Source organism: Butyricimonas sp. Marseille-P3923, assembly GCF_900184685.1.
GTDB classification, from domain to species: domain Bacteria; phylum Bacteroidota; class Bacteroidia; order Bacteroidales; family Marinifilaceae; genus Butyricimonas; species Butyricimonas muris.
Window position 1 is genome coordinate 309,278 of sequence record NZ_FXXL01000004.1, and the last position, 24,293, is coordinate 333,570.

General features: G+C 47.7%; 41 protein-coding genes and 1 pseudogene. 40 read left to right on the forward strand and 2 right to left on the reverse strand.

All coding sequences use genetic code 11. The features are described from left to right. The first annotated feature begins 156 nt into the window (after window positions 1-156). Window positions 157-321, forward strand: a complete 165-nt coding sequence (locus CS948_RS21565) for a hypothetical protein (protein ID WP_176554888.1) — start codon at window positions 157-159, stop codon at window positions 319-321. A 220-nt stretch (window positions 322-541) separates the two neighbouring features. After that, window positions 542-1,150 carry a hypothetical protein gene (locus CS948_RS03000; protein WP_099290272.1) on the forward strand — a complete coding sequence of 203 codons (609 nt, stop codon included), beginning with the start codon at window positions 542-544 and terminating at the stop codon, window positions 1,148-1,150. A gap of 67 nt (window positions 1,151-1,217) precedes the next feature. Here the strand turns inward: CS948_RS03000 and CS948_RS21820 are convergent, their stop codons facing one another. Then, window positions 1,218-1,343, reverse strand: coding sequence for a hypothetical protein (locus tag CS948_RS21820; protein WP_255301835.1), 126 nt, complete (start codon window positions 1,341-1,343; stop codon window positions 1,218-1,220). 137 nt (window positions 1,344-1,480) lie between these two features. Here CS948_RS21820 and CS948_RS03010 point away from each other — a divergent pair, with 137 nt between their 5' ends. The 31 genes from CS948_RS03010 to CS948_RS21430 all read left to right on the forward strand — a co-directional run bounded on the left by CS948_RS03010 (window position 1,481) and on the right by CS948_RS21430 (window position 20,119). Continuing rightward, window positions 1,481-1,855, forward strand: a complete 375-nt coding sequence (locus CS948_RS03010) for a hypothetical protein (RefSeq protein ID WP_099290274.1) — start codon at window positions 1,481-1,483, stop codon at window positions 1,853-1,855. 37 nt (window positions 1,856-1,892) lie between these two features. After that, the gene (locus CS948_RS03015) at window positions 1,893-2,120 is read left to right on the forward strand and encodes a hypothetical protein (RefSeq protein WP_099290275.1); all 228 of its coding nucleotides are present in this window, start codon (window positions 1,893-1,895) and stop codon (window positions 2,118-2,120) included. 89 nt (window positions 2,121-2,209) lie between these two features. Then, entirely contained in the window at window positions 2,210-2,347 is a 138-nt protein-coding gene (locus CS948_RS21570; protein WP_153881015.1) for a hypothetical protein, read from the forward strand. Window positions 2,348-2,499: 152 nt separating this feature from the next. Next, window positions 2,500-4,068, forward strand: coding sequence for a hypothetical protein (locus CS948_RS03020; protein WP_099290276.1), 1,569 nt, complete (start codon window positions 2,500-2,502; stop codon window positions 4,066-4,068). Window positions 4,069-4,094: 26 nt separating this feature from the next. Then, window positions 4,095-5,165 carry a hypothetical protein gene (locus CS948_RS21575; RefSeq protein WP_176554889.1) on the forward strand — a complete coding sequence of 357 codons (1,071 nt, stop codon included), beginning with the start codon at window positions 4,095-4,097 and terminating at the stop codon, window positions 5,163-5,165. An 81-nt stretch (window positions 5,166-5,246) separates the two neighbouring features. Beyond that, the gene (locus tag CS948_RS21825) at window positions 5,247-6,053 is read left to right on the forward strand and encodes a hypothetical protein (RefSeq protein ID WP_240053551.1); all 807 of its coding nucleotides are present in this window, start codon (window positions 5,247-5,249) and stop codon (window positions 6,051-6,053) included. A gap of 4 nt (window positions 6,054-6,057) precedes the next feature. After that, window positions 6,058-6,297, forward strand: a complete 240-nt coding sequence (locus CS948_RS03035) for a hypothetical protein (RefSeq protein ID WP_099290277.1) — start codon at window positions 6,058-6,060, stop codon at window positions 6,295-6,297. Further along, window positions 6,298-6,573 carry a DUF3846 domain-containing protein gene (locus CS948_RS03040; protein WP_099290278.1) on the forward strand — a complete coding sequence of 92 codons (276 nt, stop codon included), beginning with the start codon at window positions 6,298-6,300 and terminating at the stop codon, window positions 6,571-6,573. 209 nt (window positions 6,574-6,782) lie between these two features. After that, complete coding sequence (locus CS948_RS03045) at window positions 6,783-8,048, forward strand: RNA-directed DNA polymerase (RefSeq protein ID WP_099290279.1); 1,266 nt, start codon at window positions 6,783-6,785, stop codon at window positions 8,046-8,048. A gap of 1,218 nt (window positions 8,049-9,266) precedes the next feature. Further along, window positions 9,267-9,494, forward strand: a complete 228-nt coding sequence (locus tag CS948_RS03055; RefSeq protein WP_099290281.1) for a hypothetical protein — start codon at window positions 9,267-9,269, stop codon at window positions 9,492-9,494. Between the two features lie 5 nt (window positions 9,495-9,499). Beyond that, window positions 9,500-9,976 (forward strand): hypothetical protein, encoded by a 477-nt coding sequence (locus CS948_RS03060; RefSeq protein ID WP_099290282.1) that lies wholly within the window; start codon window positions 9,500-9,502, stop codon window positions 9,974-9,976. Then, window positions 9,970-11,016, forward strand: a complete 1,047-nt coding sequence (locus tag CS948_RS03065) for a ubiquitin carboxyl-hydrolase (RefSeq protein ID WP_099290283.1) — start codon at window positions 9,970-9,972, stop codon at window positions 11,014-11,016. The genes CS948_RS03060 and CS948_RS03065 overlap by 7 nt, the downstream gene beginning before the upstream one ends. Before the next feature lie 191 nt (window positions 11,017-11,207). Further along, window positions 11,208-11,447 (forward strand): hypothetical protein, encoded by a 240-nt coding sequence (locus CS948_RS03070; protein ID WP_099290284.1) that lies wholly within the window; start codon window positions 11,208-11,210, stop codon window positions 11,445-11,447. Next, the gene (locus CS948_RS03075; protein ID WP_099290285.1) at window positions 11,444-11,857 is read left to right on the forward strand and encodes a hypothetical protein; all 414 of its coding nucleotides are present in this window, start codon (window positions 11,444-11,446) and stop codon (window positions 11,855-11,857) included. The genes CS948_RS03070 and CS948_RS03075 overlap by 4 nt, the downstream gene beginning before the upstream one ends. A gap of 46 nt (window positions 11,858-11,903) precedes the next feature. After that, the gene (locus CS948_RS03080) at window positions 11,904-12,539 is read left to right on the forward strand and encodes a hypothetical protein (protein WP_099290286.1); all 636 of its coding nucleotides are present in this window, start codon (window positions 11,904-11,906) and stop codon (window positions 12,537-12,539) included. Window positions 12,540-12,559: 20 nt separating this feature from the next. Then, on the forward strand, window positions 12,560-12,793 hold the full coding sequence (locus tag CS948_RS03085; RefSeq protein ID WP_099290287.1) for a hypothetical protein: 234 nt from the start codon (window positions 12,560-12,562) through the stop codon (window positions 12,791-12,793). A gap of 5 nt (window positions 12,794-12,798) precedes the next feature. Beyond that, entirely contained in the window at window positions 12,799-12,993 is a 195-nt protein-coding gene (locus CS948_RS03090; RefSeq protein ID WP_141560869.1) for a hypothetical protein, read from the forward strand. Window positions 12,994-13,025: 32 nt separating this feature from the next. Next, window positions 13,026-13,289, forward strand: coding sequence for a hypothetical protein (locus tag CS948_RS03095; RefSeq protein ID WP_099290289.1), 264 nt, complete (start codon window positions 13,026-13,028; stop codon window positions 13,287-13,289). A 205-nt stretch (window positions 13,290-13,494) separates the two neighbouring features. Next, complete coding sequence (locus CS948_RS03100; protein ID WP_255301836.1) at window positions 13,495-13,986, forward strand: hypothetical protein; 492 nt, start codon at window positions 13,495-13,497, stop codon at window positions 13,984-13,986. A gap of 138 nt (window positions 13,987-14,124) precedes the next feature. After that, on the forward strand, window positions 14,125-14,301 hold the full coding sequence (locus tag CS948_RS03105; protein WP_240055265.1) for a hypothetical protein: 177 nt from the start codon (window positions 14,125-14,127) through the stop codon (window positions 14,299-14,301). A 63-nt stretch (window positions 14,302-14,364) separates the two neighbouring features. Continuing rightward, a complete protein-coding gene (locus CS948_RS03110; RefSeq protein ID WP_099290291.1) occupies window positions 14,365-14,577 on the forward strand; it encodes a hypothetical protein in 213 nt (70 codons plus the stop codon). Between the two features lie 4 nt (window positions 14,578-14,581). Further along, window positions 14,582-15,388 (forward strand): N-6 DNA methylase, encoded by an 807-nt coding sequence (locus CS948_RS03115; RefSeq protein WP_240053547.1) that lies wholly within the window; start codon window positions 14,582-14,584, stop codon window positions 15,386-15,388. Between the two features lie 32 nt (window positions 15,389-15,420). Beyond that, window positions 15,421-16,014, forward strand: coding sequence for a tyrosine-type recombinase/integrase (locus CS948_RS03120; RefSeq protein WP_099290404.1), 594 nt, complete (start codon window positions 15,421-15,423; stop codon window positions 16,012-16,014). 135 nt (window positions 16,015-16,149) lie between these two features. Next, window positions 16,150-16,665 carry a hypothetical protein gene (locus tag CS948_RS03125; RefSeq protein WP_099290293.1) on the forward strand — a complete coding sequence of 172 codons (516 nt, stop codon included), beginning with the start codon at window positions 16,150-16,152 and terminating at the stop codon, window positions 16,663-16,665. Between the two features lie 5 nt (window positions 16,666-16,670). After that, window positions 16,671-17,144 carry a hypothetical protein gene (locus CS948_RS21830; RefSeq protein ID WP_240053546.1) on the forward strand — a complete coding sequence of 158 codons (474 nt, stop codon included), beginning with the start codon at window positions 16,671-16,673 and terminating at the stop codon, window positions 17,142-17,144. Next, complete coding sequence (locus CS948_RS03135; protein ID WP_099290294.1) at window positions 17,125-17,367, forward strand: hypothetical protein; 243 nt, start codon at window positions 17,125-17,127, stop codon at window positions 17,365-17,367. The genes CS948_RS21830 and CS948_RS03135 overlap by 20 nt, the downstream gene beginning before the upstream one ends. Before the next feature lie 26 nt (window positions 17,368-17,393). Next, entirely contained in the window at window positions 17,394-17,876 is a 483-nt protein-coding gene (locus CS948_RS03140; RefSeq protein ID WP_240053545.1) for a hypothetical protein, read from the forward strand. Beyond that, window positions 17,873-18,328, forward strand: coding sequence for a hypothetical protein (locus CS948_RS03145; protein ID WP_099290295.1), 456 nt, complete (start codon window positions 17,873-17,875; stop codon window positions 18,326-18,328). The genes CS948_RS03140 and CS948_RS03145 overlap by 4 nt, the downstream gene beginning before the upstream one ends. A gap of 105 nt (window positions 18,329-18,433) precedes the next feature. Further along, window positions 18,434-19,015: a hypothetical protein gene (locus CS948_RS03150; protein WP_141560870.1), complete on the forward strand. Its 582-nt coding sequence runs from the start codon at window positions 18,434-18,436 to the stop codon at window positions 19,013-19,015. A 10-nt stretch (window positions 19,016-19,025) separates the two neighbouring features. Further along, window positions 19,026-19,553 carry a hypothetical protein gene (locus tag CS948_RS03155; protein WP_141560871.1) on the forward strand — a complete coding sequence of 176 codons (528 nt, stop codon included), beginning with the start codon at window positions 19,026-19,028 and terminating at the stop codon, window positions 19,551-19,553. 257 nt (window positions 19,554-19,810) lie between these two features. Further along, on the forward strand, window positions 19,811-20,119 hold the full coding sequence (locus tag CS948_RS21430) for a hypothetical protein (protein WP_141560872.1): 309 nt from the start codon (window positions 19,811-19,813) through the stop codon (window positions 20,117-20,119). 16 nt (window positions 20,120-20,135) lie between these two features. On the opposite strand, the gene CS948_RS03165 is transcribed toward CS948_RS21430, so the two are convergent. Then, entirely contained in the window at window positions 20,136-20,789 is a 654-nt protein-coding gene (locus CS948_RS03165) for a hypothetical protein (protein WP_099290299.1), read from the reverse strand. A gap of 91 nt (window positions 20,790-20,880) precedes the next feature. Here CS948_RS03165 and CS948_RS03170 point away from each other — a divergent pair, with 91 nt between their 5' ends. The 7 genes and pseudogenes from CS948_RS03170 to CS948_RS03200 form a co-directional block, all read left to right on the forward strand. Beyond that, complete coding sequence (locus tag CS948_RS03170; RefSeq protein WP_099290300.1) at window positions 20,881-21,111, forward strand: hypothetical protein; 231 nt, start codon at window positions 20,881-20,883, stop codon at window positions 21,109-21,111. 79 nt (window positions 21,112-21,190) lie between these two features. Further along, complete coding sequence (locus CS948_RS03175) at window positions 21,191-21,625, forward strand: hypothetical protein (protein ID WP_099290301.1); 435 nt, start codon at window positions 21,191-21,193, stop codon at window positions 21,623-21,625. Window positions 21,626-21,637: 12 nt separating this feature from the next. Then, window positions 21,638-22,300 carry a hypothetical protein gene (locus CS948_RS03180; protein ID WP_240053544.1) on the forward strand — a complete coding sequence of 221 codons (663 nt, stop codon included), beginning with the start codon at window positions 21,638-21,640 and terminating at the stop codon, window positions 22,298-22,300. Window positions 22,301-22,475: 175 nt separating this feature from the next. Next, on the forward strand, window positions 22,476-22,994 hold the full coding sequence (locus tag CS948_RS03185; RefSeq protein ID WP_099290302.1) for a hypothetical protein: 519 nt from the start codon (window positions 22,476-22,478) through the stop codon (window positions 22,992-22,994). Next, complete coding sequence (locus tag CS948_RS03190) at window positions 22,994-23,386, forward strand: ribonuclease H (protein ID WP_099290303.1); 393 nt, start codon at window positions 22,994-22,996, stop codon at window positions 23,384-23,386. Before CS948_RS03185 ends, CS948_RS03190 begins: the two co-directional genes overlap by 1 nt. Window positions 23,387-23,405: 19 nt before the next feature. Beyond that, window positions 23,406-23,612 carry a hypothetical protein gene (locus tag CS948_RS03195; RefSeq protein ID WP_099290304.1) on the forward strand — a complete coding sequence of 69 codons (207 nt, stop codon included), beginning with the start codon at window positions 23,406-23,408 and terminating at the stop codon, window positions 23,610-23,612. A 314-nt stretch (window positions 23,613-23,926) separates the two neighbouring features. Next, window positions 23,927-24,202: pseudogene (locus CS948_RS03200) on the forward strand (helix-turn-helix domain-containing protein); the annotation flags it as partial. Between the last annotated feature and the right edge of the window lie 91 nt (window positions 24,203-24,293).

Here is a 24,293-nt window from a genome sequence, read left to right on the forward strand (position 1 = left end):
TCGAAATACGTGTATTTTGTCCGCATACGCAAAGCCCGTGATTTTGGGAGGGCGAGAGTCGTATGGAAAAGGGAGGCGATAAAATAATGCCATAAGTCTGCCCTTGCGCAGCCGGAGATAAAAATCGCTATGCGGTAAAAACAATCCGCACGGAGCTTGAGAAAAGAGCATTGCCAATGTCATGCCCACAATCACCAGCCGCCAACCGCCCTAATGTTAGCTGCCCCGTTGGAAAAGACGGGGGACGTGCCAAAGAAGCACCCGTCGAAATTGGAGTATGTCGGGCTTGCCATGACAGCGGATAATCGTCTTTGCGTGTGAACGATGCAAATATAGGGCTTTTTTCCGAAATAGCGAGTATAGGGCACGTTTTAGTGAGGTGCAAATTGAGATGAAATCTGCACGCTATCGGGTGAAAGGTAGCGTGCGATTTTTGGGCACGCACAGGTCGTGCCGTTTTGCCATCCGCAGAACGTGCGGTTCGATTCCGCAGTGCCCTCAATATGCACTATCGCATAGAAACCAACTAAATTTTATCATTATGGCAATCAGTAAGTTAAATGCAGAACAGTTTGCAAACATGGCAGTTAATGCCGCAGGTGTGGTTTTCGAGTATGCCGGCAAAGACGGCAAAAACACGGCTATGCACTTTTTCGGTGCCGATTACGAAGCGACCGTGAAAACGCAGGACGAAATGTTCCGTGTACTGCGCAACGTGGTAACGACATTCTGGGAAGTGAAGACCAAAGAATCGCTGCTCCGTGAATCGAATGACGGTATCCGCTCGAAACTCCGTGCAGGAACTCCGCACCGGCTCATCATTCGCACCTCCGCAGGCATTACGGTCAAAGTCTTCGACCTCGATGCAAGCGTATGGGCGCGAATCGGGTTAATGCCGACCAAAAAGGACTTGGAACGCTCCGCCCGCGACCGCAAGAAGTACATCCACAATGCCACCAAAGCACTCATGGAGGCACTGAATTTCCGTGTGGAACTGCCCAAGGACATCGCCCAGACCGAAGAGGTGCAGACCGAACAGGTTGTCGCCGAAAGTGCGACGCCCGTAGCCGAAACGGTGGCGGAACAGCCTGCCCGCAGGCGTGGCAGAAAGCCGAGAAACGGAGCGGAACCCGTAGCTGTTGCAGCGTAACGGCATAACGAACCCTATACAATCGAAGCAAGACAGCGTGCAGAAAATGTGCGCTGTCCTTTTTGTTTCATACCATGTATAAACTCATTGCTTTCAACGAAGTGGCGGAAAATTTTTCTGCCCACTTTGCGCTCGGTATCTCCCCGTACTTCGACCGCTGCAAAAGCCATGAAACGGGGATGCTGCACTTCATCACGCACAAATTTGTGCGGTACTTATGCCAGAATTGCGGATATGAACGCACCGAATCGTTAGAGAATTTCGTGTGCCGGAGATACAGCCCGCAGGCTTGGAAATTCCTCAAAAAACTAATGTAACAAACCTGAGTGTATGATTGAAATATTCAGCGAAGACCGCACTCGTAATTACGGGCGTTATGCCCATTTCAAGGCGGCCAAAGACACGCTCGACAGGCTGCGGGTAAAAGGCGAAATTGCCGGCGAACCGCCTGCCGTACTGGTCATGTGCTACAAAGGCACGGAGTTGCAACGCATCTATACGGCAACGTTCAACGGCCGTTGGCGTGTGCCTAAAGAAGCGAAAACACCCGATGCTGGAGAAAAATTGCGGGCAAAAGGAGTACCGCAAAAACAATCTAAAAAGCCTCGGCGCATCCGTGCGAAAGAAGCGCAAAGGCGTGCTGACAAGTGTTTCCATGCCGGTCAGCCCGATTGGCTCGTAAAGCCGCTGCCGATATTCATGTGAGTTCGGCAATCCAATCATGCACTAAAATCAAATGACAATGATAGAATTATATAATAATGCCGGAACCGAGAGTTACGGCAGTTTCGACAAATTGAAAAGTGCCGGAGGTGTGCTTGCAACTCTGGCTTCAAGAGGTGTGAAAAGCGTTACGGTAAGCAGTTTTCGCGGGCGAAGACTCGTGCGGGTATATCGTGTGCTCACGGGCGAGAGTTGCCGTATCATCAAAATGCCGATACTGCCACCGTCGCCGACACCGGCGGCATAGCATAGTGTGAAATATATCGGTGCAGGCACGGGCGGAGAACTCGTGCCTTTTTTATGCCCGATTGTAGTCAAACCGTAATAATCAAAGCCATGAAGAAGATAATCGCCTTTGCCCGCAAACGGCAGGATGCCATTCTGAACACGGTATTTGTCGCAGGCTTGCTCTTGCTCGTCTGGGTCGGAATCCGTGTGCTGACGGCTCCGTGTGCTCCTTGTTTCGGATTCTGAAACTATGAACAGCCCCCGAAAGGCAGTGTAGCCTGAACGTGTGCCGAAAATATGCCCGAATAGTAACAGGGAGAGAGTGTTCCATTCAACATTGCACTTGCCGCATCAATCGGTGAGTGCAGTTTTTTTACCCATCTCTAAAGCCTAAATATATGTTATTCTACAAATTCCGCAATTTCGAGGAGTTCAACGAACTTTTCGGAATACAGCATCACGGCAATGGGGAGAAAAGCCGTAAAAATAAAATTCTGCTCTCCTATATCAAAGACCGCAAGTTGCTCCATGACGCCATCACGTCCGGCGACTTTCATCTGCTCCATATTTCGAGTATGGCAGAGTTGAAGCAAACCATGATTGCCGAAATCCTACGTTCCGGCATCCGTGACGATAATCTGCCGTACAAGGTCGAGATTCTGAAAAACATCTATCGGAGTGCCAATTACTACACGGATGACTACAAAGGTGTCTGCGAGGACGGAGACTATCGTGCCATCCGCTATGTCAATGCCGAAAACGGGCGTGTGTTCAAGATGAAAATCGGCAAGCTCTACCGCAAGCTCATTCTCGAAACGGCATTTGGCAGGACATTGCCGGAGCAGGTAATAACGTATCTGTGCGAGGAAATCGCTCAAGAGTGGCAGACATTTACAATGGGATGCCTGCCGCAAAACCGCCTGCACGTTAATTCTGACTTCCAAAGGATATATGATTCGGATGAATGTGTCGGCGACTTCCATAGTTGCATGGTCGATAAGGGATTCCATACGTTCTATGAAAATGCAGTGAATGCCAGTGCCGCCTATCTTGAAAACGAGGACGGAAAAATCATTGCTCGTTGTATCATCTATAACGAAGTCCGTGACCAGCATGATAAAGTCTGGCGTCTGGCCGAACGTCAATATTCTACGGAGTGCAATGATATTCTCAAACGGGCATTGGTAGATGCCCTTATTCGTGACGGTCATATAGACGGGTACAAAAAAATCGGTGCAGGCTGTGGCGATTCACAGGCTTTTGTGGACAATGAAGGCAATTCGCTCAGTCATCTTAAACTCTCCATTGCCTGCGATTTGGACTATGGAGATACGCTCTCGTATCAGGATAGCTTCAAAAACTATGATGAATACGAAAGAATTGCCACCAACTTCGGTGAGGGCGACATTGAACTGGATACCACGAATGGGGAAATCGAGGATGATGAGAGGGAATATGACAATTACCATGACCGTTGTTGCAACGAGGTAAGAACCGTCTATTGGCATGGACGTGAATATACTTGCGATGTGGAAGATTTGGAAGACTTCCGATTTGTGGAAAGCGACGGCGAATATCATCACGAGGATGATGTGTACTGTTGTGAATATTGTGGAGATTACGAGCTGGCGGACAACTGCTATTATTCGGAGCTTACCGAAGAATCCTACTGCTGTGAGGACTGCATGAGTAATGCAGAGCAGAAATACAAAGAGAGCAATTGGTACTATTCCGATTACGACGGGGAGTATTACGAGGATGACGACGATGTTGTCAAATACATGTGCTGGCGGTCTGCCCTGAATCGCTATGAGCAGCGTACAATCAGCACCGAATCACTCGAAGAACTGGTGGGTGACGGCGATTGTCATGTTTTTGAAGGTACGGCCTACGATGAAATCGATGAAAATACAGGGTTGCCTTACGGTATGCGCCTCGTTGCGGCGACAATGCCCGAAGCAGCTTAATCAATTATTTATAATTCAACAAGAAAATGAAATTACTGAAACGACTTTACGAAATACATTCCCCAAGCAGGAACGAGAACCGGATACGGACATTTATCAAACAGTACGTATCTAAAAACATTCCCGATGCAGTCATTGAACAAGATGCCATCGGGAATTTATATATTACCCGTGGCATCGTAGAAAACTATCCCTGCATCGTGGCCCATCTTGACCAAGTACAAAAGATACACAGCAGGGATTTCCGTGCGATTGAAACACGCGACATCATTTTCGGATACTCGCCCTCGAAACGTCAGTGGGAAGGATTAGGTGCCGACGACAAGAATGGGATTTGGATTGCCCTACAATGCCTTGCGAGATATGACGTCATAAAAATCGCATTTTTCGTGGGCGAAGAGATTGGATGCGTGGGAAGCAATGCGGCAAACATGACATTCTTTGAGAATTGTCGTTTTGTAATACAGCCCGACCGCCGTGGATATAACGATATTATCACACAAATATCATGGGAAAAGATTTGCAGTGAGGAGTTCTTGCATGACGTAGAGCCAGAGCGGTTTGGTTACCGTCCACAAGCAGGGATGATGACGGATGTGGAAGCCCTGCGGGGAAATGGTCTTTCGGTCAGTTGCATCAACCTCAGTTGCGGATACTATGAACCTCATACGGACAATGAGTTTACAGTCAAAGAAGATTTGATGAATTGCCTGTATTTCGTGCGGCACATCATCGAAACCTGCACGAAGGTATATGCCTATGAATCGACTGAGGGTTATCATGGGCACAGTCCTTATTGGGATACCGATGATTACAATGGGACGGAAGATATGATGTTCGACATCATGATGGCCAACCCCGATTATACACCGGAAGACGCTTGGGAAGTCTATTGCATGAATTTTCCGGAACTGACAGAAACCGAATTCTTGGAAATGTACGAGGAGCGTATGTTGGCTTACGGCATTGAAATGCCCAAAGTATCAGCATCATCCGAACGGAAAGGTTCTGACAAATCCTCCGTGAAAAAGAAAAGCAAACGGGGGAAACGCAAGATAGGATTCTTCGCAAAATCTGAAAAAAGAACATGCGACTAAAAACCGGGCATCAGAAACGGGGCTAATCTTATATGGATACCGCTTTATGCCGAAATTATTCACGGAATAAAATAAAACATCATGAAAGAGATAAAAATACGATTTCACCATGACGACAAGGGCTACTGTCGGGAATATTGGGAAGTCTTTTCCGACGACAGCAACAAACCGACTCGCTTCTTGATACGGGACACGTCCGGTCCGGGCGGAACATGGTATATTGCCAGCGAGGAGTTTTACGAACCGGGGAGCAGCCTTGATGAAGATATTACACTCATTGTGTGCAATCATGCGTGGGAAGAACACATGCGTATCGCCAATGACCGCAATCGGTTCCCCGTTGAATTTCCGACCGTGGAAACCGCTTGTCGTGAAGCATGGCGCAAGTTTTCCGGCAAACCGGCTCGCTGCCTTGATACTCCTGACTTTTGGAGTTGGATTGGCCAATATGCCCCTAAGGACTTGCCGGTATGGGAACGGCATAATTGGCAGAATAATTCCCGCGAGGTTGTGAAGCGGGAAACTCTTGCAAGTTTCGATTTCTGCGGGGACACGCTATCCATAATTCGTGTTACGGAACGCCACACCGAATGCAACCTTACGTGGTATAAATACTTCGCAGGCAGCACGGCCGAGGATAAGTACGACAATATCGCTCTGTTCTATGGCTATGAGGTAGAAGTAGCCCATAAGATCCACGAAGTACAAGGCACTATAATCAGCCGCGCCCTGCTCGAAGAGTACGGGTATAACGGTAATCTGCCTACCGATGAGCAAATTCAGGCAATAGCCGATGAATTGCTTGAATACTGGGCCGTAAGCGGAGGCTTTAAGGATGCGCTTGGTAGCACTATGTCGAATATGTTCGGGATCGAAGTCAACGAATAAGTCTATGGAGTTTCAGAAACTTACTACTCACCAGCGCGGAGTAATCCAGCGCGGAATATGCGGCGGTGCGGCGCTGAAAGACAAATTACCGCTTATCTCAGAAAACAACACTGTCATAACCTGTGCCCATGAACTAAATGTCTGGGACATCTGCTGCATCAGTTCCGATGCCGAGGCTTTCGGTCTAAAAGCGAAATTCGGTTATGACGGTCAAACCATAATCACTTTTACACATAAGAAATAAATGGCAGAAATCATAAAAACAAACGGGATGCGCCAATCGGTGCAACCTGCCAATGGGTCCGACTTTACGCTGGAAGAAATGCAGGCAATAGTCGGCGGAGACATCGAACTTGTATTTCTGAACGAAACGGAAATCATGGTCGTGAACGAAGAGGGGAAAATAAACGACCTCGCATACAATCCTGCGGCAACCCGCATTTTCAAAGAAAACCACCCGAGTGTATCGGACTACATTGTCGGGGATGTGCTCGTGTGTGATAACAAACAAATCAAATAACTATGTCAGGTGCAGATAAAAAATACAGATGTGAATGCTGCGGAGAACCTATTACCCGTGAGGAATACATCAGTCAGGGATTATTTAATGCGTTTTGCAAAACCTGCAAAAAATTAAGCCCGAAAAAACGCAATGAGAGAGCATATCGGCTGTGGCAGTCCGAACATAAAGACAAAAATTAACTTTCTAACAATATGATTAACTTGTAAATGGCAGATAAGATATTGCAAATGTTTTTTAACATCGAACGATGGACGAAAGCAATCGAGAAAGGTGTGGGCAAAGACATCCGGAAAGACCAGCTCATCCGGCTGGCCGATGAACACACGCGCCTGCAAATTGCCAATGCCATGCGGAAAGGAAACTTTGAAATCTCACCTCCGCATACGGCGCAGATACCCAAAGACAACGGCGAGTTCCGCACGGTGTACGTGAACGAGCCGATGGACCGTGTGATACTCAGTATCGCCAACGACCTTTTGTTCGACCTGATGCCTGAAATGCTCCACGAAACCTGCAAGTCCTACCAGACAGGAATAGGCTGCGGCCGAGTGGTTATCGAGGTCAGCCATCAGATCGTGAACGCCGCAAAGAACGGAGTTCTGGGCTGGAAATCCGACCTTTCCAAATATTTCGACAGCGTGCCGATTCAATTCGTCGATGAGGCATTCGATAAGGTTGAGGCCAAACACGGTCATTCCGTTTTAATCGACGTACTGCGGAAATATTATCATTCGGACCTGTATTTCGATGAGGAAAACAGGCTCCGAAGTCAATACCAGTCCCTCAAGCAGGGCTGCGCCGTGGCGAGCTGGCTGGCCGATGTACTCCTGTATGGCCTCGACGAGGAATTGTCGGAACTGAACGGCTACTATGTCCGCTATTCGGACGACATGCTCTTTGTCGGTGCCGACTATGAAAAAGCAATGGAACTGCTCCAAAAGCGACTTGCCGAGAAGTCCATGAAACTCAATCCGAAAAAGGTGGAGTACCTGACAGCGGACAACTGGTTCAAATTTCTCGGGTATAGCATCAAAGGCAAGATGATTTCGCTCTCGTCCAGCCGTATCAAAACCTTCCAGAAAGAGATTGAACAGCGAACGATTCGTTGTCGGGATACGACGCTGACGAAAGCCGTCCATGCCGTGAACCGTTACCTGTACAAGGGCAACGGCGAGTTCAGTTGGGCGACACAGATTCTTCCTGTATGCAATGTGCGGAAAGACCTTGACGAACTGAATATGTTTGTCATGGATTGTCTGCGGGCAGTTGCAACCGGCAAACGCAAGATCGGAGGTCTGGGATATGTCAGAAACAAGTCTGACGGATGTATCGTCCGGGGACGGGGACGTAATGTGAAAGCGAACCGCTCCAAAACCGGAGGCAACATCCCCGGCTATCTGACGATTGGTTGCATGAGGAATGCACTGCTGACAAGTCGGGCTGTGTACAACACGCTGGTAGCATCATTATAGGATACACCGAGCACACGGTAAATGGATGAAGAGGCAAAATTCAATGTTACAGGATGGCAGACCAGAACGCATAGATCTTCGCCGGTCTAACAACCGGCGAGGATCGGTGAGTTCTGGTTTCTCCTGTAATATATCGAAGTCATAAAGAAATGTGTCGCCTGCCTGACATCCGATGGGCTGAAACACATCAGCAGAAGTTCGAGGAATGAGTTTGAGATTCCCGCGTGTGTAGCCCAGCTCTATCGAGAGTCTTGAAGGTGATCGGACCATCACCTTCAGACTCCTCAAGAGCTGGGCTCTCGCGGGCGACATCAAGCAAGTAAAGATATGTGTCGTCATTATGAGAACTTCTTCTTTAGCACGAAAGCACAGTGATTCAAGGAATATGATTCAATATGCCGAGTTTCGATACAGCCCGTCCGGCGCCGTCGTATCCCTAACGTCATACGACGGCGACCATCCGGCTTCCGAAACTGGCGTACATCAAAGCAATAAAGCAATGTGCCGATATTCTGAGAATCATGAGAAGCTGAGTACACAGCTACAAAAGTCAAGGTCGGAATTTCAGCTATGCAGCTCTTGAACTTGCGGCCACATACCTCCTCATCTCCGAGCGGAGATGAGGACATATCAGGCCAGCAGAACAGAGCAGCGCACATCAGGAAAGTAAAGGAATGTACCGTCCGAATGAGATTTTTTTTCAGCACGGAAAACTGCGGTTCAGGGGACAAGAATCAGCGTGCCGCAAGCAATGAAGTCCCGGCAATGACGTCGTTATTCACTATCAGGAACACGACGTCGCTGCCCGGACTTCAAATCGCGGCGCACATCGACCTATTAGAGCAACGTGCCACAATCCTAAGAACCGCAAAAACTTAGCACGAAATGAAAAGTCAAGGTCAGGAGTTTAATGGTGCAGCTAATAACATCAAGGACCGTAGTCCAAGGCATCTGATTAGATGCCTGTGGACAAGGTCCGTAGCTGAATAGCTGCTCATATCGAACTGATAAAGCAATGTGCCGGCCTGATTGAGACTTACGGGCAACGCAGCCTGATTTTGCACGAGGAATCGAATTTAGCATACAGTATTCTACCTGGATCCTGACCAGGCGATTACCTGGTTCTGGATCCAGGACCTACTGTATTCATCAGAGCTATAAAGCCATGCGTCAGCGATTCGAGTGCATAAAAGGACAAACAATTTAACCAGATAAAAAATGAACGTAAAAGACATTGAAATCGGAAACTGGTATCATATCTCGGGAGATATAGATAACGGGACCAAGGACGGGAAGCCTTACACCTCCCATGACGAAGTTACACGGAGAATCAAGCGGGTAACGGACACCCACATCATTTGTGAGTGCGACAGGAAATTCCTGATTAACGCCAACCTGAAGCTGAGCATTCCCGCCTTCAGGAGAACGGACATGGCCAATTCGTAGGAGCTATGGACAATATCTATCAAGAAACAGTCCGTGCCGTAGAAAACGGGGCGCGTTTCAAGGTTGACTTCCAAACGCGAAGCCTCAAAGTAAACGGCAAGTACGTCATTCGGGACGGCTCGTATGAAGGCGTTCTCGGAGTGTCGCATTGCAGTGAAGAGGAGTTCTTCTCGAAAGTGGAAGAGCTGTACCGTCGGTACAAGCACTCGATTCCGTCGGAACGCAGCGAGAGTACATCGCGCCGCTATTTCATGGCATTGCCGGAAAGAGAACTAAGTGATGATGACATGCTCTATGGAGAGCGGCGCGACAAATCACAAATCGAGCTGGAACTATTCATCCTCTGCCAACTGCTCGGCGGCTTCAAATGGAATCCCGAGAAGTTCGGCCGGTGGTTCTGGCAGAGCCAAGAAGACAAGGAACTGGTAATACTCAGACAATGGGTAGAGCCGAATAATAATCAATCAACTATTTTATCATGAGGAAAAAACAAGAGACGAATGTTACGTGCCCGACATGTGGGACGGAACTTGCCATCGCAGGCAAAAAAGTTACCATCGCAGAAAACCCTGCGGCATCAATCAAACAAGCACAGCTGCCCAAAACGGCACACGAACGTATTGAAGCACTCCGCAGTGTCGGCGTGGACGTGAGCTGCCTGTTTGCCATGCAGGGAGCCAACGGCGGCGATTATGTCGCCTCGAACAAGAACGGCAAGCTGTCGATTCTGGACGACAACGACCCGATTTTCGATTACATCCTCGAAAAGGGAACCGTACCCAACCGCCGTCTGTTCCGCCGCTTCGTCATGGCGCAGATGTTCCACATGCTCTCCTACAAGGACTACGGTGCTTGGAGTCCGGTCGGCGTGACCGAGATGATCCACCGTTTTGGTTTTGAATACCAGTGGAAAATGCTGCTCGACGAACTGCGTGCACAGATGAAGATGGAGCGCAACGACCCCGAGAACTTTGCGGACAGGAACCGCTGGTTCAACGTCAAGGTCGCTACGGCTCTGGCGGAAGATTACATCGAACAACTGAAAACGCATGTCGATGGCCTGCCGGTCAAGAAATGCAAGGGCATTCCTTACAAGCGTCTCGGCGGCCACAACATTTTCGTGCAGGACCTGCACTCCAAACTCTACAGCCCGCTGCGTCTTGCAGCGTACCATATCGGAGCGGCTAAAAATGCCACCCAGCTCTACAATGCCGTGAAGAAGTTCAACGACAAGCGGTTCAAGATGAAGCACGCCACACCTCAAAGCAAGGCGTGGATAGATGCCTACAAGGGCACCGGCGCATTCTACACGATGCAAAACCTCATCCGCTTTCACAACTGTACGGCCATCGACGACAACGGGCGACGGCTGGACAAATACCAGTCGCTCGCATTCCTCTCGGCCAAGGCCGAAGAGTATAAGAACGGCAATGGTTGGCGCCTGCTTGCCGCACTGAAAAAGATGCTCGACGACAACGGTATTGACATCAAAAAGAAGATGGCCCAGTGGCGTAGGAAGTAAGCCGTCATCGTCTGGCAGGCTTGATGTGATGGACCGAAAACTTTCAGTTCGTCTTCCTTGACAGGATCCTGAGGCGCTGGCTACACGCCGTGCCTCAGGATCCTTCCGGAAGACCATACATCGAACAGATAAAGCCATGCCCCATATCGGTAATCGCATCATTTTTTTCATACAATCAAAAAACAATCGAAATGGAAGAAAAAGAGATATCAGAAGTGCTGCTCGATATAGCAGATGACCTCAAACGCAAAGGCGATCAGCCGTGTGACCTTACCAACGACTGCGGTGAACCGACCGTGTTCGATGCCCGGAGCGAACTCTATATCCAATACATCACACTCGATAAGGGTGGTAATCCCTGCGCATTGATCCCGCTGGGATATTTGGAGGACGAGACGATCCGCGAAATTGCAAAGATGGTACACCAATGAACCGTTTGTTCAATCCTGCCACCGAATGCACCGATCCCGACCAACTGCAATTCTGCTTGAAAATATCGGATACGGTATTCTGGTATTGCGAGCCGAATACCTGCCACCGTGATTTGCTACCGTGTGCTGAAACGGAATCCAATCGGATTTATCAGCGGTATCTCGGATACCCGACAGAGTTTCTGCATGATGCGCACAATGTGCCCGAGGTCCGAAAATTCGCAACGGACAATATGCTTTGGCGGGAAGGCGAAATCGACGTGACGGATTTCAGCCGGTCGGAGCAAGAAGAATTACTGAAAGATTACGGTTACAAGTGGGATGATTTCTCCGCAGACATCGACCGTAACCAGATCATTTGTGAGAACCATTTCGAGCAATACCTGCTCGACTATCGAAACGACATTTGAATGAACAATCAAAATCATTATACGAAAACTAAAATAGTTCAGAATCATGCACGAAGCAGAGCAATATTTACGCAATCCGGAAACCCCGGATTCTTTGTATGTTCAGTATAAAGGACGCAGACGACGTTTGTTCTACAACCGAGACAACAGTATTTTCGGTATCATCGGTATCGGAAAACGAAGGCGTGGTTTCGGATTCAGCGATTGGGACGGAATCGAAAAGATTTTCAACCCGGCTCCACCTAAAGAGCCGTCAGAAATCAACCGCCACCTGATTCGCAAATTTCAACGGGAAGCTACCAAGGCGGGATTTACAAGTCCCTTTATCCGCAAAATCCAGAATGCCGATTACAACAAAAGCCTTTATGAAAACGGAATTACCACCGGAACACGTATCGACGGGCAAATCATTACACTTGAAGCTGTACGGAAATGGTGCGGTGAAGGAACTTACCGGTGTTTCTGCGAAGCCGTCAGAAATCGCACGTCATATCATTCGGGACGGTTCAACTTTCGCGGCTATGACGGATCACTTTGGGTGGAAATCTACGACAAAGACGATGGATACCACAAGAACGGAGACCTGAATGCCGGCTTCTCAAAAGAGTTCAGGAATTGCGGAAACGGTTATTACTATCTATTAGTAAACGAGCAAACCTTCATTGGATGTGATATAGATTGACAATTATAAATAGTAGCATTATGGACACCAATCATACAAAAACCTGTACCGACGGATTCGTGTGGCTTCTTATTACTCCTGAACAAGCCCGTAAACTTTGGGAAATTGATGTCTTCACACTATATCGCCTTTATGACGATGACTCAGAAGCCGAAATCGAATCCGATAAAGATTTGGAAGAAACCATAGAACGTGGATACCAAATCGGTATTGAGGTTGGATTCATCGCCCAATTATCCGACGCAACAAAATGATGGCGATGAAGCAGAAAACAATCCGAAAACTCAAAAAAGGAGAACTTTTCCGTCTCTCAGACCGCGAAACTGCTCCAGTCTGGGTGCGTGGAGAATATATACCTGAAGCGAGAAAATACAGCACCTACCGATATGATGACACCAATCATGAGAAATTATTCTCCGGCGACAAAAAGGTATATGCTGAGTTTATATTCTGATACAAAGTAAATTAACTAATAATATACACAATATGAGCACACGTTTACACACAGGGAAAGTCTATCAGATAGAGTACATCCCTTGCGGTCAAGGGATGTTCGGAAGTGACGGACAAAAAGCCCTATATAACATCCTGTCGATGTTCGATATCAACAACACGGCATCGGATGAATTTGCGGAAGACTACGAAGTTTCCCGCGAAGAATTGAAACGTCTTCGGACAATTATCACGGAAGATGGAACTGAGTATCAGAATTGTGAAGAAGGTTTCAAGGAGGCTTTGGACAATGCATAAATGACTAAAGCGAATTTTATCGATGTCCTCGACCACTTGATTGACAAGAGCGATCAACGTAACCCATTCGTCCTTATTTCATGGATGCACGCATAAAATTAGGAGGGGAAATATGAAACGTACAAATGAAAACATCGTCTCCAGCTTCTTCTACTACATGTGGAACCGCTGGAGCAAAGCCGAATGCGAAACCGTATTTGGAAACATGGCCGGCCATTTCTGGGCAAAATGGTGCGGTCTGAGCAGCGCCACGTTGTCGGGTGCGGCCGAACGCTTCTATGCCGAACTGGGCAACAACGCCCGCGACAAAATCGTGGAACGGGCGTGCGAACTCTATGACGGGCAGAGGTTCGTTACCGAAAGGAAGGAGGAAGATGAAAGCCAAATCAACGTATGCGAATGTTGCGGTTCCCGTGACATTCAGATACGGGCATGGGTCGATGGTAACACGAATGAACACATTTCGGACATTGATGATTCCAGCGACGATTTTTGGTGCGATTCGTGTGAAGAGGCTCACTATTTCGTCTCATTGAAAAAGTATAAAGAGCGAATGTACCAGTGGTGGAAACACCTTGATCTGGAAGAAAACAAACGGCTGTCCGGCGATGCCGGGGACCTCGACGCCTGGTGGAACTCCTTGTCTTTCGACCAGCAGCGAGAGATGTACAAGAAAAACTATTGGGACGAAGAGTAAGAAGAACCAAAATGATGAAAGAATTGCATACTCTCGACCACTCTGTCGCCATTACCGATGACGAAGAGGAAATCGTTGAGGTTTGGACGACACCCCAAACCAATCCGAAGACTTTCCGAAAAAAGGGTAAAAAGCCTGATGATTTCCGGTCTTTCGCAATCGGAAGCCGAACACATCGCCGCCGCCGAACCGATGAAACTGGAACTCTTCTATGATGTGCAGCTTGGCAGCTTTGCCATTGACGCAGAAGCTGTCGGCAACACACCGTTATATCACCCTTATACGGGCAATGAAATACCCGACGACACGACATAGTAAACACAATTTATTCACCCGAGGCGGAGAGCGAAAGTTCTCCGCCTTTTTAATTTTTCAGACATGAAATACAAGAAAGCAACTCTCAAAAAACGGCTGGAGCGTCTTGAAGAAAGTCGCAGCAAAGAAAACGCCCGACTTACACGGGTCGCCAACAACATCGGTTGGGGTGCCGGAATGCGCCGCACCAAATGTACCCCCTCGTTCGCAAAACTGAACAGCATCGACGAGAAAATCCGCAATGTAAAACGCCTCCTGACAGAATGTGAAGATTAAGATTATGGCAAAAGGATACAACGCCCCGGCAGAAGTCCGGGAACTGGAGAAACAAATCAACGACTTCACGTATCGGAACGGACTGGACGTGAGAACCGTCTTTCAGGACCTGCTGCGCTACATCGTACACGGGTTCTCGCTCCCCGACACGCCTCCGCTCACTGACTGGAGGTACAATAAAGAGCAGACCAAAGTATTCTACGACATGTTCGCCACATGGATACAAATCATGTCGCAGCAGATCGAACGGCACGGCTGGTACGATGCTTTCGGCGATCTGTTCATGGCACTGACCTCCCAAAGCGGTCAGCAACAGAAAGGCCAGTTCTTCACACCCATGCACATCACCGACCTTATGTCGAAGATAACTATGGGCAAGCAAGAATCGCCGTCCAAAATCATTTCTGTGTGCGACCCTACGGCAGGCAGTGGCCGGACGCTGTTGGCGGCCAAGGCCGACCGACCGCAAAGCTATCTGGTTGCCTGGGACATCGACTACACCTGCTGCCTGATGTGCGTATGCAACTTTTTGATAAATGGCTGTGTGGGCGAAGTGGTCTGCATCGACTCACTCCGGATGAATAACTTCCGGGGAGCATGGATCGTCAATGAAGCCCTATGTAGAACGGGACTTCCCACGGTCCGCAAACTCAACGAAAAAAAGTACAACCTATTCAAGCAGGCCGACATTCCGCCTTACGTCTTCTTCATCAACCAGAAAGACTACGACGACTATTTCCGGATGCGGGAAACGTGGGCGAAAGTCATGTCCCTTTTTCAGGAACCCCCGACCACCAAAACAGGCACATGATGCCGTATCATAAACGTAAATCCTATCTGCCTATGTCAGTCAAAGGTCAAATTACCACCGCCGAGCCGCTGGAATTCAAGGATTTCATCCGCCTGCTTTCCAGCCTTCACGAAGACGGCAACTACCTCTGGGAACTCTACTGCTGCATCTCTTTCTGTACCGCCTGCCGTGTGTCAGATGTTCTTTCCATGACATGGAAAGACGTACTCGAAAGAGATGCACTCTACAAAATCGAACAGAAAACCGGCAAGACGCGCCAGATTCCGTTCAACGAAAACGTACAGCGGCGAATCACGTCGCTATATAAACTGCTCGGCTCACCGGATAAACGGTTGCCGGTCATCTGCAACCCTAAAACGAAGAAACCCTATACTTCACAGTACATCAACGACACCCTGAAATATCTGCGGGTGAAATATCGGCTGCCGATCAAACGATTCTCCAGCCACACTTTCCGCAAGACTTTCGGCCGTTACGTTTACGAATCGATGGGGCGCACAACCGAGGCCCTGATCCTGCTGTCGATGATTCTCAAACACTCGTCGCCACAGGTGACAATGGTCTATCTGGGAATCCGACAGGAAGAGATTGCCGGAGTTTACGGAACAATCCAACTCAATTATTGATACATCATTCGCCATAATGATAACCGGAGCTGTCCTGACGTGAGTCCCGGCAGCTCCACCTTTTTTGAAAAATCAAGAGACGGGTAACGCCGGTCTCTTTAACATATCAACTAATCTTTATAAAACCTCTTCTTTATGGATAACATAAGCAATATCATGGCCGCCATTGTGGCCATTCTGAAAAACAATGGTCTGACGGAACTCTCGTTGGGCGATTATGCAGAACAGGAGGATCCGACCTTCATTATTTGGTTCGATAACGACGGAACTCCCTACGACGACCCGGCCATCAAAGTCATCGTGGAGAACTCCGAAATATCGGTCGAACTGGAGGCCCGGGATTTCTCCAACAACGTAACTCTTCAGGCTTACGAGATTGACCGTCTGGAATGGTGGCAAGGTATCCATGCCGGTGTGTTGGGGATTCTCGAAACGGATGGCAAACGCCGTTGTCCGGCCTGCGGAAAACCGCTTCGTGCCCGCCAGAAATACTGCTCCGAGACCTGCCGGAAATTTGCAATGCCCCAGCCGACACCGCAGGAAATCGCCGAACTGGCAAACAAACGCATTCAGAAACTCATCGTCCGAATCGCACGAGGCAACCGGAAACTCAAACGATCATTAACCGAAGAATACTTCATTAAACTTTGACGATTATGGACTTACACCAGTATTACAAAGAGAACAAAGACGAAATCAATTCGTCCATCATGGAAATTGCCAGCGACCTGGCTGTTGCCAGGTTGGTTGACAAACACAAACTGCCTTTCGATGCCTTTGTCGAGCCGGAGGACCCGGACGATCCGGACAGTGGAACCTGCTATAAAGAAGAGTATCAGGACGAATACAATCGGTTCTACGACGAGGAATACAACCGCCTTGCCCAACTGATGAAATTCGACATCACGTCTCCCGATGGCATCGCCGGGAACGACAACGATTCTCGGGCAACCGAAGTCAAGACGGTTTACGTTACGGTTCGCTACGACATCGAGAACCGAAACGGCAGCGAGGTATCCGAGGAGGATATCGACGACATCCTCGACCAGTTCCACCGAGACACGAAAATCGTGGGCGACATCATCGTGAACACAGAAATCTGCGGCCGCAATGATGAAGGTGGTTTTTAGAAAATGGAAGAACGGCGACATCATCGCACTCTTCCCCGACGAACCGTGGAGTCAGAGTAGCTATATGACTACCTCCTACATGCACATCGGTCAACACGGAGCCGCAGACTATGCCGATGTAATCGCGGATACGTCTCCCGCGCAAGAAAACGAATACAAAGATTTGCTCAATGAACTGAAAGCCATCGGTTATACCGATCTGCGCGTCGTTCAGCGAGCATGATCCAAATTCACTAACAAAAACATATAATGGAAAATAAGACTTACGAAATCGAAATAGACGGACGAATCATTCCCGTCACAACAAAAGAAGTGTTGGACTTCTACCCGAAAGATTATCATCTTACCGAAGACGACATCCGGCAATATGCCGCCATGTACACTGCCCGAATCAAATGTTACAGAGAGTATGACGGCCTACTCGATGCCGCTTACGTTCGCAGGCTTTTAGACGAAGAACGCCTGATGAAAAACGGAGAGTCGGACGGCTTCCGCCTACAACTTAATTTCAGATGGTATGTAGAACTCCGCAAAGAAGACGGGCCACGAGTTGCCCCGTTCAAATATGCCATAGAGGCTTACTGCCTGGACAACATCCAATCTTTCTCACGCCGGTATGTCAGCATGGAAAAGGCACTGCTACATTGCCTGAACGGATTCAACGAAAACGCAGCCATACCGAACCGCTACGAATCCATCCAAGATTACTTATCCAAACACCCTGAACAATGATAAAAGCAACAATCATCTTCGGTGGTGATGCCATCAGATACTATAACGAAACCGGCCAAATCCCGTCAGCCGAATGGTTGATGGATAACGGCGGTGCAGTTCAGAACATTGAATTCCCCACAAAAGCGGAGTACAACGCCTACGTGCAAGGCGTATCGGATGCCCACTTGTGGGGCGATTATCACATCCTCCCGAAAACTGCCGAAACGCCCCAACCAGAAAGTACGCTTTGGATGCGATTGGGCATAACCGTACACGGGACCAAAGACGACATCGAGAAAATCATTCAAGGAGACCATACGGCCTTAAATCGGCTTCTCGGAAAGAAGAGCTTCGACATTGATGGCGAGACATACATCCCGTCATCCGTGATTGAAGAATACAACAAAGAAAATCAAACCGACTTCGACGAAGAGGATATTGATTTTCCAACTACTTACATATCACAATAAATTATGACACCGCAAGAACAAGAACGGAAATTATCGCAGAATATCATAGATTCTCTATGCCACATATCCGAACGCCCTGACGGGTGGTTACCTCACATCGTATTCGTGGAAGAAGAAGGAGAAGACGGCTATCCCTGCTATGTCAGGTATAACTTGATCGACTATCACGCGGACGGTACTTGTACGCTCCAGCGCCCGAATACGGAGGTCCAGGAAACAGACCGTGAACTTTGTGAGATCAATATAGATTGGCTTATAACCGTCTGGAACTGGTACGTCGAGTTAAGCATCGAGCAGAAAACATGGAAGGACCATGCGGTAGAGGTCCTCCTGCAAAATAGCAACGCCGACGAAAGCGTGATTCGGGAATTTGTAGAGGAACACTGGCAGAATCTGCTGCTGGACAAAGACAACAGCAAGGCATTTGAGAATTGGCTGCATCAGGATGAATCAAAGCCACGTTATTATGCTTTCATCTGGAATTGCTGCCATCTGGATCGCAATATTTCCAATGCGCAACTGCTCGAAGCCTGGCGAAACGGTCCTTCTCGCAGCACCACAAACGAAGACGAGGAACCCGAATACGAAGTCGAACGACTGACGCTCGACGAATTAGCCGAGCGCATCAACGATGAACGCTTTAACGATACCGAAGACTATGTCCGATTCATACAAATAATTGATTAACAAAGAAATTGTGGAAACAGATAGAAAAGAATACCTCCAGCGTCCTCTTATCGAGGGCGTTGTTTATGAGATCACAAACAATCTCATACGTGTCAGTAATTCCAATACACTCTTCATAAACCTTGAAAAAAGGGAGCGGATTCAGCTTGCAGAAGTCGAAAAACTTTTCCGAGAATTACGAAAAATCGCAAAGAATAACCCCAGACTCAAGCTGAAAGGAGTTACGAAATTCCTCCCGACCATACGGGAACTATATCCGGAATACTGCAAAAGTGTCTCTCTTATAGAAAAAAACTTCTCGGAAATCAGCGAACTGTTCAGGCAAATCAAAACCGACGGACTTCACATGGGGTGTCGTGATGATGAATTGCTGAATCTGGCCAATACAAAAAGATTCGAGATAGAACGCCAACACTATCAAAATAGCCCATATTCTCGATTTGTGAGATGTTATACGAACCTGAAATCCGCTCTGAAAATGCAGGGATGGAAAGACGAGGGAATCGTTAGCTACACCGTATTGCTGTTACCGTTCTAAATACCGATACCATGTTCATATCGAAATCATTAGCAATGAAACTCCGTCATTCCGCCTCGGTATTATTGCACGATGGAACAGACGAAAACGGCATGCCGAAAGTCGCGGTTCGACAAGTGAAATCCGCTTGGGGTAAATTCGAGCCGACCGGCCGTAATGGCGGTGTCTGTTTTCCTGCGTTAGCGGACGGCGCCACCCAAATCTCCTACGCAAACATTTTAGGCTACCATACCGGGAAAGAAGCCAGCATTCAACCTTTGATACTCAAAGACTACTTCTGGCGGTCGAAAATGTCGTACCATGACTGGCCGGACTTTCTCCGGAACGCGGCAGAACTGCTGCTTGCTTCCCGAACAGATGCCGCCACCCATATCACAGCCTCAAAGCTCACAACCACGAACTATTGGTTCTGCGACAAATGGTACGGACACCGGCTCTCTTTCGTCCGCTTGCGGGACGCAAAGAAAGCCGCACTGACACAAATCGGAGTAAGCGTAACCATATTCTCCCGCAAGACAGGGGACATCGTCTGTTTCGCCCCGGCATCGGGTTATTGCCCGCCTTGATTGTCTTGTGAAAGAACTAAATGCACTCAGAATCCCGAGAAATTTCCGGAAAATTATCATCTACCGTTCCGGGTATATTTCCGTGAATACTATATTCTTTGGCCGAGATAGTGGATTCTGTATCATTTTCATGGTCTTCTTTACGGAACAAAATGGGAATAGCCTCAGATTGATAGGATTCCTGCTCATTGCTAACCGCATATCTTATTTCATACGCCTCATCAAAAGGAGTTATCAAAAAGAGCCGAAGAGATGCTGAATACAAGTACAAAGGATGTCGCACCATTTCGCCAGGTAATATAGGTTTGGTTTCACCTTGCCTTATAGCGATATAATCCCCTTTAGGCTTTATGGTTATATCGGAATGATGCTGGTCTGTATGTACAATTATACGGTAAATCTCAATGGGATAAGACAAATTCTTGACCAATATCTCCATACCCCACATTACATCATGTTTCAATGTAATTTGGATTTTGGGGTATATGGTGTTTCCCGCTTGAATACGTGCCATTTCATATTGGCGTGTAAATGTAGTCGCCATCTGGGACAGACTGTCAATCTGTTTCTGTGTTCCTCTCTGGCTTTTAATCACATAAATAAAGGTCCCTGCGGTTGCCAATGCACCGAGGGCTGTAATACAATTGATAATTATTTCAAAGTTAGACATAAATAGGCTTTAATACTTAAATGCAAAGATATGAATGATTTACGATGCAGCAAAATTTCATTCAATATCATATCAATAAAACCAATCAATCATGAACAAAGACAGACGAAAACAACTCGAAGATGTAAAAGATTCCCTCGACGAAATCATCGCATCATTGAACGACATCAAGGACGAAGAACAGGATGCCTACGACAACATGCCCGAAAGCCTCCAATCATCGGACAACGGCTCCCGTATGACCGACGCCATCGATGCAATCGACGAAGCCATCTCTTCCGTCGAGGAGGCTCAACAGCATATCGATGAAGCTGCCGCATAAAAATAACAGGGCGGCTTGCACCGGTTCCTTCGTCCGGAGCATTATTCTTTATTTACACGAACCATTAAAAAGCAACGTTATGACAATAGAAGAACTGTTAAACAGCTACTTTCAACGCGATGCGAAAGTTTCCGAACAGCTCGACACAATCGAACGTGCCGAGGCCGATATGCAACCCGTGCCGAAATTGACTATTTCAGTACCGAACTATGCGGATGAAGTTATCCGGCCTATCCTGAAAATGGTGGCCGTGGCACTTCCCGAATACGAAATCACGGTGCCGTCCTCAAAACAGTGCAAACTGGTCAACGGACTGTTTCAGATACGGACGGACAAAATCTGCCTCGGCGGCCTCTCGTATCCAACCAAGGACGACCACAAACTCTATTTCGCCCCGCTGTTTCATCGCAAAGCCGGCGAAAGGCAGGAAGTGAAGACCTTGGAGCAATTAGTGAAATTGCTCCGTGCAGAACTCAACAAACGGGGATTGCTGATCCTTCCGAAACATCTTTAATCCAATAGCGCCATGACAGAACAAGAGTTAAAACGACAGACCGAACGGGAAATCCGGTGGCGGATAGGCTTCCGGCTCCTTCCGTGGATGCTCCTGATACTTATCATCTGTATCGGACTGCTGAAAGACTGTATCCGCTCACGAGACCCGATAGACGACAGCATCAACCGTTCGCAGGAAGTCGTCCGTCATCTCGAAGTATGCGACACCACCCGAAACGGATTCCGTGTAGTGTACGTTACCAATGATGCTGTCACGGTTCAGCGGCTGAACGAAATCCGACTTCGCCAGCCGTTGAATCGCGCATTCTGCAAACTGAAAGACAGCGCGGCTTTTTACTTCGGCGGAAGTCTGCTCCAAACCGACATCTACGACTTTGCCGCATACGCCCGTCAGTTCGATGTGGACGATGACGTGCGAATGCAGAACATCTTCATTTTCGGTCCCGAGAAGCAGAAATTATACGTTGGAGAGAACCCTCGGATAAAAAATTCCGCTACATGGATCAATCCTGCCACCGAACAAGGGGTACAATATATCAATGCAGATGATATTTATTTCCGTGTGGGCAAAGGCGAAAGAGTCTATCGGTATTGGAAATGTCACGGAAACCACTCAACGTCCACTACTGACGAACGTTTCAGTCATTTTTCCGAAGACGAAAGACTATGGTAACAGGCTCCGTTTTTCTCTGTAAATAGCCCGTTTATCGGTCAAAAAATAGTCGTAAATTTATTTGCTTACTCCGAAATGAAAATATAAATTTGCGATATGATTTTCAATAATAATGACTGATTTACATTTTGTTAATTGACCGTACAACCAGATTGGAATAATATGAGAACGGAGTATGATATCAGAGCGAACGCAATTAAAATTTGCGACCTCGGAAAGAACCGGCGAGATCATCGGATTCGTGTCGCGCCATTCGAAGACAAAGCAACTGCGAGGAGTACGTGAGGATTCACCTTACAAGAAGAAAATTTGTGTATTGTCTGAAGACCTGAAAGGCAAAGTCCAGCCGAACATATTGTATTCGGTCGAACTCAAAGCAATGCACTCACGCAACGGTTTTGTCGTAGTAGCGGCTACACCGCTTCTTTTCAAGGCCACGATTAACACACTGGTGATACCGGGTGAAACTTATCGGGTAACCGTCAACTTTGGAAACAAAACCGTTTACTTCGATCCGCTGAGAGGTAATTCATACTCCAGCAAGACAGTATCGGGAGTTGTCTCCCTGTTACAACGCCGCACCGACATCGAAAACTTGGAAAGCGTAATCAACAGCTTCAAATCCGCTGCCGCAAGACTTCTGCGGAGAATGGCCGACGACGGATTCAGCACACCGGCCATTCCCGGTTTGTAATGCGCCCGGAACGTGGAATAGCCACCGACGGGGCACATTCTATGAAAAGAGGAGTTACCCGGTACAGAGCCGTTGATTTGGGCACCGGCGAACTCCTCTTTGAACAGAATATCGGAAACCAGACCATCAATATCGGTGAATTTTTAGGCGTTGTCGAAGCCGCAAAATACATCATCGAACATCGTTTCAGTCCGGCAATCATCTACACCGATAGTCTTACCGCCCTGACGTGGTTTAACGAGAAACGAACAGCCTCGCGCAAAAGAAACGCCGCACTCAAAAAAGCGGAAATCTTTCTCAAAGCGATGGCCTCCGAAATCGACAAAATCGAAGTGCTCCACTGGAACAATTCCCTGTGGGGCGAGACGCCCGCTGATTTCGGCGAGAAATAACAATTCAACCCCGCGACTTATGGCAAGACTCAAAAAAGACCTTCACAAATACGTCGAGATTCGGGAAGAAGACTACCTCCAATTAGTTGAAAACACAATGATAGTTGAGGCCATGAAACTGGCCGGAGTAGAAAAACTTCCCCTATGGAAAGCCGTCCGCCGAATCTTGGACGACAGACGTATCGAGATACACGTCAAACCCGTCAATCGACGATACGCCGATTGACCCCAAAAACTGGTTCCCTTCAAAAAAGAACCAGTCTATAAAACATCAAAAGCCCTCGAAAACAACGTTTTTTCGTGGGCTTTTATCGTCCATGTATCTCGTAATGAGTTCGATACTCCTTTCACTTTTGTCGGAAAGTGAAACCCGATACAAAAATCTGACAATTAACGTCTTATATTGAACAACTCTGTATATCTTTGTACTCGGAACAAATTCTAATATTAACCGGCTCATGTACGGCTGTATGTTAGGAATAGCACACCTCCACACAATTAACACCTGATAAACAGGGAGTTGATATTAAAGTTGAATAGTCGGAAGGATTGCCTTCCGTGAAATATTTTGCAGATAAAATATGCTTGTCACCCAATTACTTCGGGGATTTGATTAAAAAGGAAACGGGGAAATCGGCACAGGAATATATCCAGTTGAAATTGATAGGTGTCGCCAAAGATAAAGTGCTTAACCCGGCTAAAACGATTAGCCAGATCGCTTACGAACTGGGATTCCAGTACCCGCAGCATTTCGTGCGTGTTTTCAAAAAGCGGGTGGGGTGTACCCCGTCGGAGTATCGGTTGCAAGGTTCGTGATGTTTTTTTTATGTATTATGGAGAATAAAGGCTGTCCGGGAAACTAATGGACAGCCTTTTTGCGCGTTTTCGCTAAATGACGTGGATGACC

Coding starts and splice junctions, on each gene's coding strand:
- CS948_RS03000 (WP_099290272.1), top strand. CDS start 542: ATGGCAATCAGTAAGTTAAATGCAGAACAGTTTGCAAACATGGCAGTT.
- CS948_RS21820 (WP_255301835.1), bottom strand. CDS start 1,343: ATGAAGTGCAGCATCCCCGTTTCATGGCTTTTGCAGCGGTCGAAGTAC.
- CS948_RS03010 (WP_099290274.1), top strand. CDS start 1,481: ATGATTGAAATATTCAGCGAAGACCGCACTCGTAATTACGGGCGTTAT.
- CS948_RS03015 (WP_099290275.1), top strand. CDS start 1,893: ATGATAGAATTATATAATAATGCCGGAACCGAGAGTTACGGCAGTTTC.
- CS948_RS21570 (WP_153881015.1), top strand. CDS start 2,210: ATGAAGAAGATAATCGCCTTTGCCCGCAAACGGCAGGATGCCATTCTG.
- CS948_RS03020 (WP_099290276.1), top strand. CDS start 2,500: ATGTTATTCTACAAATTCCGCAATTTCGAGGAGTTCAACGAACTTTTC.
- CS948_RS21575 (WP_176554889.1), top strand. CDS start 4,095: ATGAAATTACTGAAACGACTTTACGAAATACATTCCCCAAGCAGGAAC.
- CS948_RS21825 (WP_240053551.1), top strand. CDS start 5,247: ATGAAAGAGATAAAAATACGATTTCACCATGACGACAAGGGCTACTGT.
- CS948_RS03035 (WP_099290277.1), top strand. CDS start 6,058: ATGGAGTTTCAGAAACTTACTACTCACCAGCGCGGAGTAATCCAGCGC.
- CS948_RS03040 (WP_099290278.1), top strand. CDS start 6,298: ATGGCAGAAATCATAAAAACAAACGGGATGCGCCAATCGGTGCAACCT.
- CS948_RS03045 (WP_099290279.1), top strand. CDS start 6,783: ATGGCAGATAAGATATTGCAAATGTTTTTTAACATCGAACGATGGACG.
- CS948_RS03055 (WP_099290281.1), top strand. CDS start 9,267: ATGAACGTAAAAGACATTGAAATCGGAAACTGGTATCATATCTCGGGA.
- CS948_RS03060 (WP_099290282.1), top strand. CDS start 9,500: ATGGACAATATCTATCAAGAAACAGTCCGTGCCGTAGAAAACGGGGCG.
- CS948_RS03070 (WP_099290284.1), top strand. CDS start 11,208: ATGGAAGAAAAAGAGATATCAGAAGTGCTGCTCGATATAGCAGATGAC.
- CS948_RS03075 (WP_099290285.1), top strand. CDS start 11,444: ATGAACCGTTTGTTCAATCCTGCCACCGAATGCACCGATCCCGACCAA.
- CS948_RS03080 (WP_099290286.1), top strand. CDS start 11,904: ATGCACGAAGCAGAGCAATATTTACGCAATCCGGAAACCCCGGATTCT.
- CS948_RS03085 (WP_099290287.1), top strand. CDS start 12,560: ATGGACACCAATCATACAAAAACCTGTACCGACGGATTCGTGTGGCTT.
- CS948_RS03090 (WP_141560869.1), top strand. CDS start 12,799: ATGAAGCAGAAAACAATCCGAAAACTCAAAAAAGGAGAACTTTTCCGT.
- CS948_RS03095 (WP_099290289.1), top strand. CDS start 13,026: ATGAGCACACGTTTACACACAGGGAAAGTCTATCAGATAGAGTACATC.
- CS948_RS03100 (WP_255301836.1), top strand. CDS start 13,495: ATGGCCGGCCATTTCTGGGCAAAATGGTGCGGTCTGAGCAGCGCCACG.
- CS948_RS03105 (WP_240055265.1), top strand. CDS start 14,125: ATGATTTCCGGTCTTTCGCAATCGGAAGCCGAACACATCGCCGCCGCC.
- CS948_RS03110 (WP_099290291.1), top strand. CDS start 14,365: ATGAAATACAAGAAAGCAACTCTCAAAAAACGGCTGGAGCGTCTTGAA.
- CS948_RS03115 (WP_240053547.1), top strand. CDS start 14,582: ATGGCAAAAGGATACAACGCCCCGGCAGAAGTCCGGGAACTGGAGAAA.
- CS948_RS03120 (WP_099290404.1), top strand. CDS start 15,421: ATGTCAGTCAAAGGTCAAATTACCACCGCCGAGCCGCTGGAATTCAAG.
- CS948_RS03125 (WP_099290293.1), top strand. CDS start 16,150: ATGGATAACATAAGCAATATCATGGCCGCCATTGTGGCCATTCTGAAA.
- CS948_RS21830 (WP_240053546.1), top strand. CDS start 16,671: ATGGACTTACACCAGTATTACAAAGAGAACAAAGACGAAATCAATTCG.
- CS948_RS03135 (WP_099290294.1), top strand. CDS start 17,125: ATGATGAAGGTGGTTTTTAGAAAATGGAAGAACGGCGACATCATCGCA.
- CS948_RS03140 (WP_240053545.1), top strand. CDS start 17,394: ATGGAAAATAAGACTTACGAAATCGAAATAGACGGACGAATCATTCCC.
- CS948_RS03145 (WP_099290295.1), top strand. CDS start 17,873: ATGATAAAAGCAACAATCATCTTCGGTGGTGATGCCATCAGATACTAT.
- CS948_RS03165 (WP_099290299.1), bottom strand. CDS start 20,789: ATGTCTAACTTTGAAATAATTATCAATTGTATTACAGCCCTCGGTGCA.
- CS948_RS03170 (WP_099290300.1), top strand. CDS start 20,881: ATGAACAAAGACAGACGAAAACAACTCGAAGATGTAAAAGATTCCCTC.
- CS948_RS03175 (WP_099290301.1), top strand. CDS start 21,191: ATGACAATAGAAGAACTGTTAAACAGCTACTTTCAACGCGATGCGAAA.
- CS948_RS03180 (WP_240053544.1), top strand. CDS start 21,638: ATGACAGAACAAGAGTTAAAACGACAGACCGAACGGGAAATCCGGTGG.
- CS948_RS03185 (WP_099290302.1), top strand. CDS start 22,476: ATGATATCAGAGCGAACGCAATTAAAATTTGCGACCTCGGAAAGAACC.
- CS948_RS03190 (WP_099290303.1), top strand. CDS start 22,994: ATGCGCCCGGAACGTGGAATAGCCACCGACGGGGCACATTCTATGAAA.
- CS948_RS03195 (WP_099290304.1), top strand. CDS start 23,406: ATGGCAAGACTCAAAAAAGACCTTCACAAATACGTCGAGATTCGGGAA.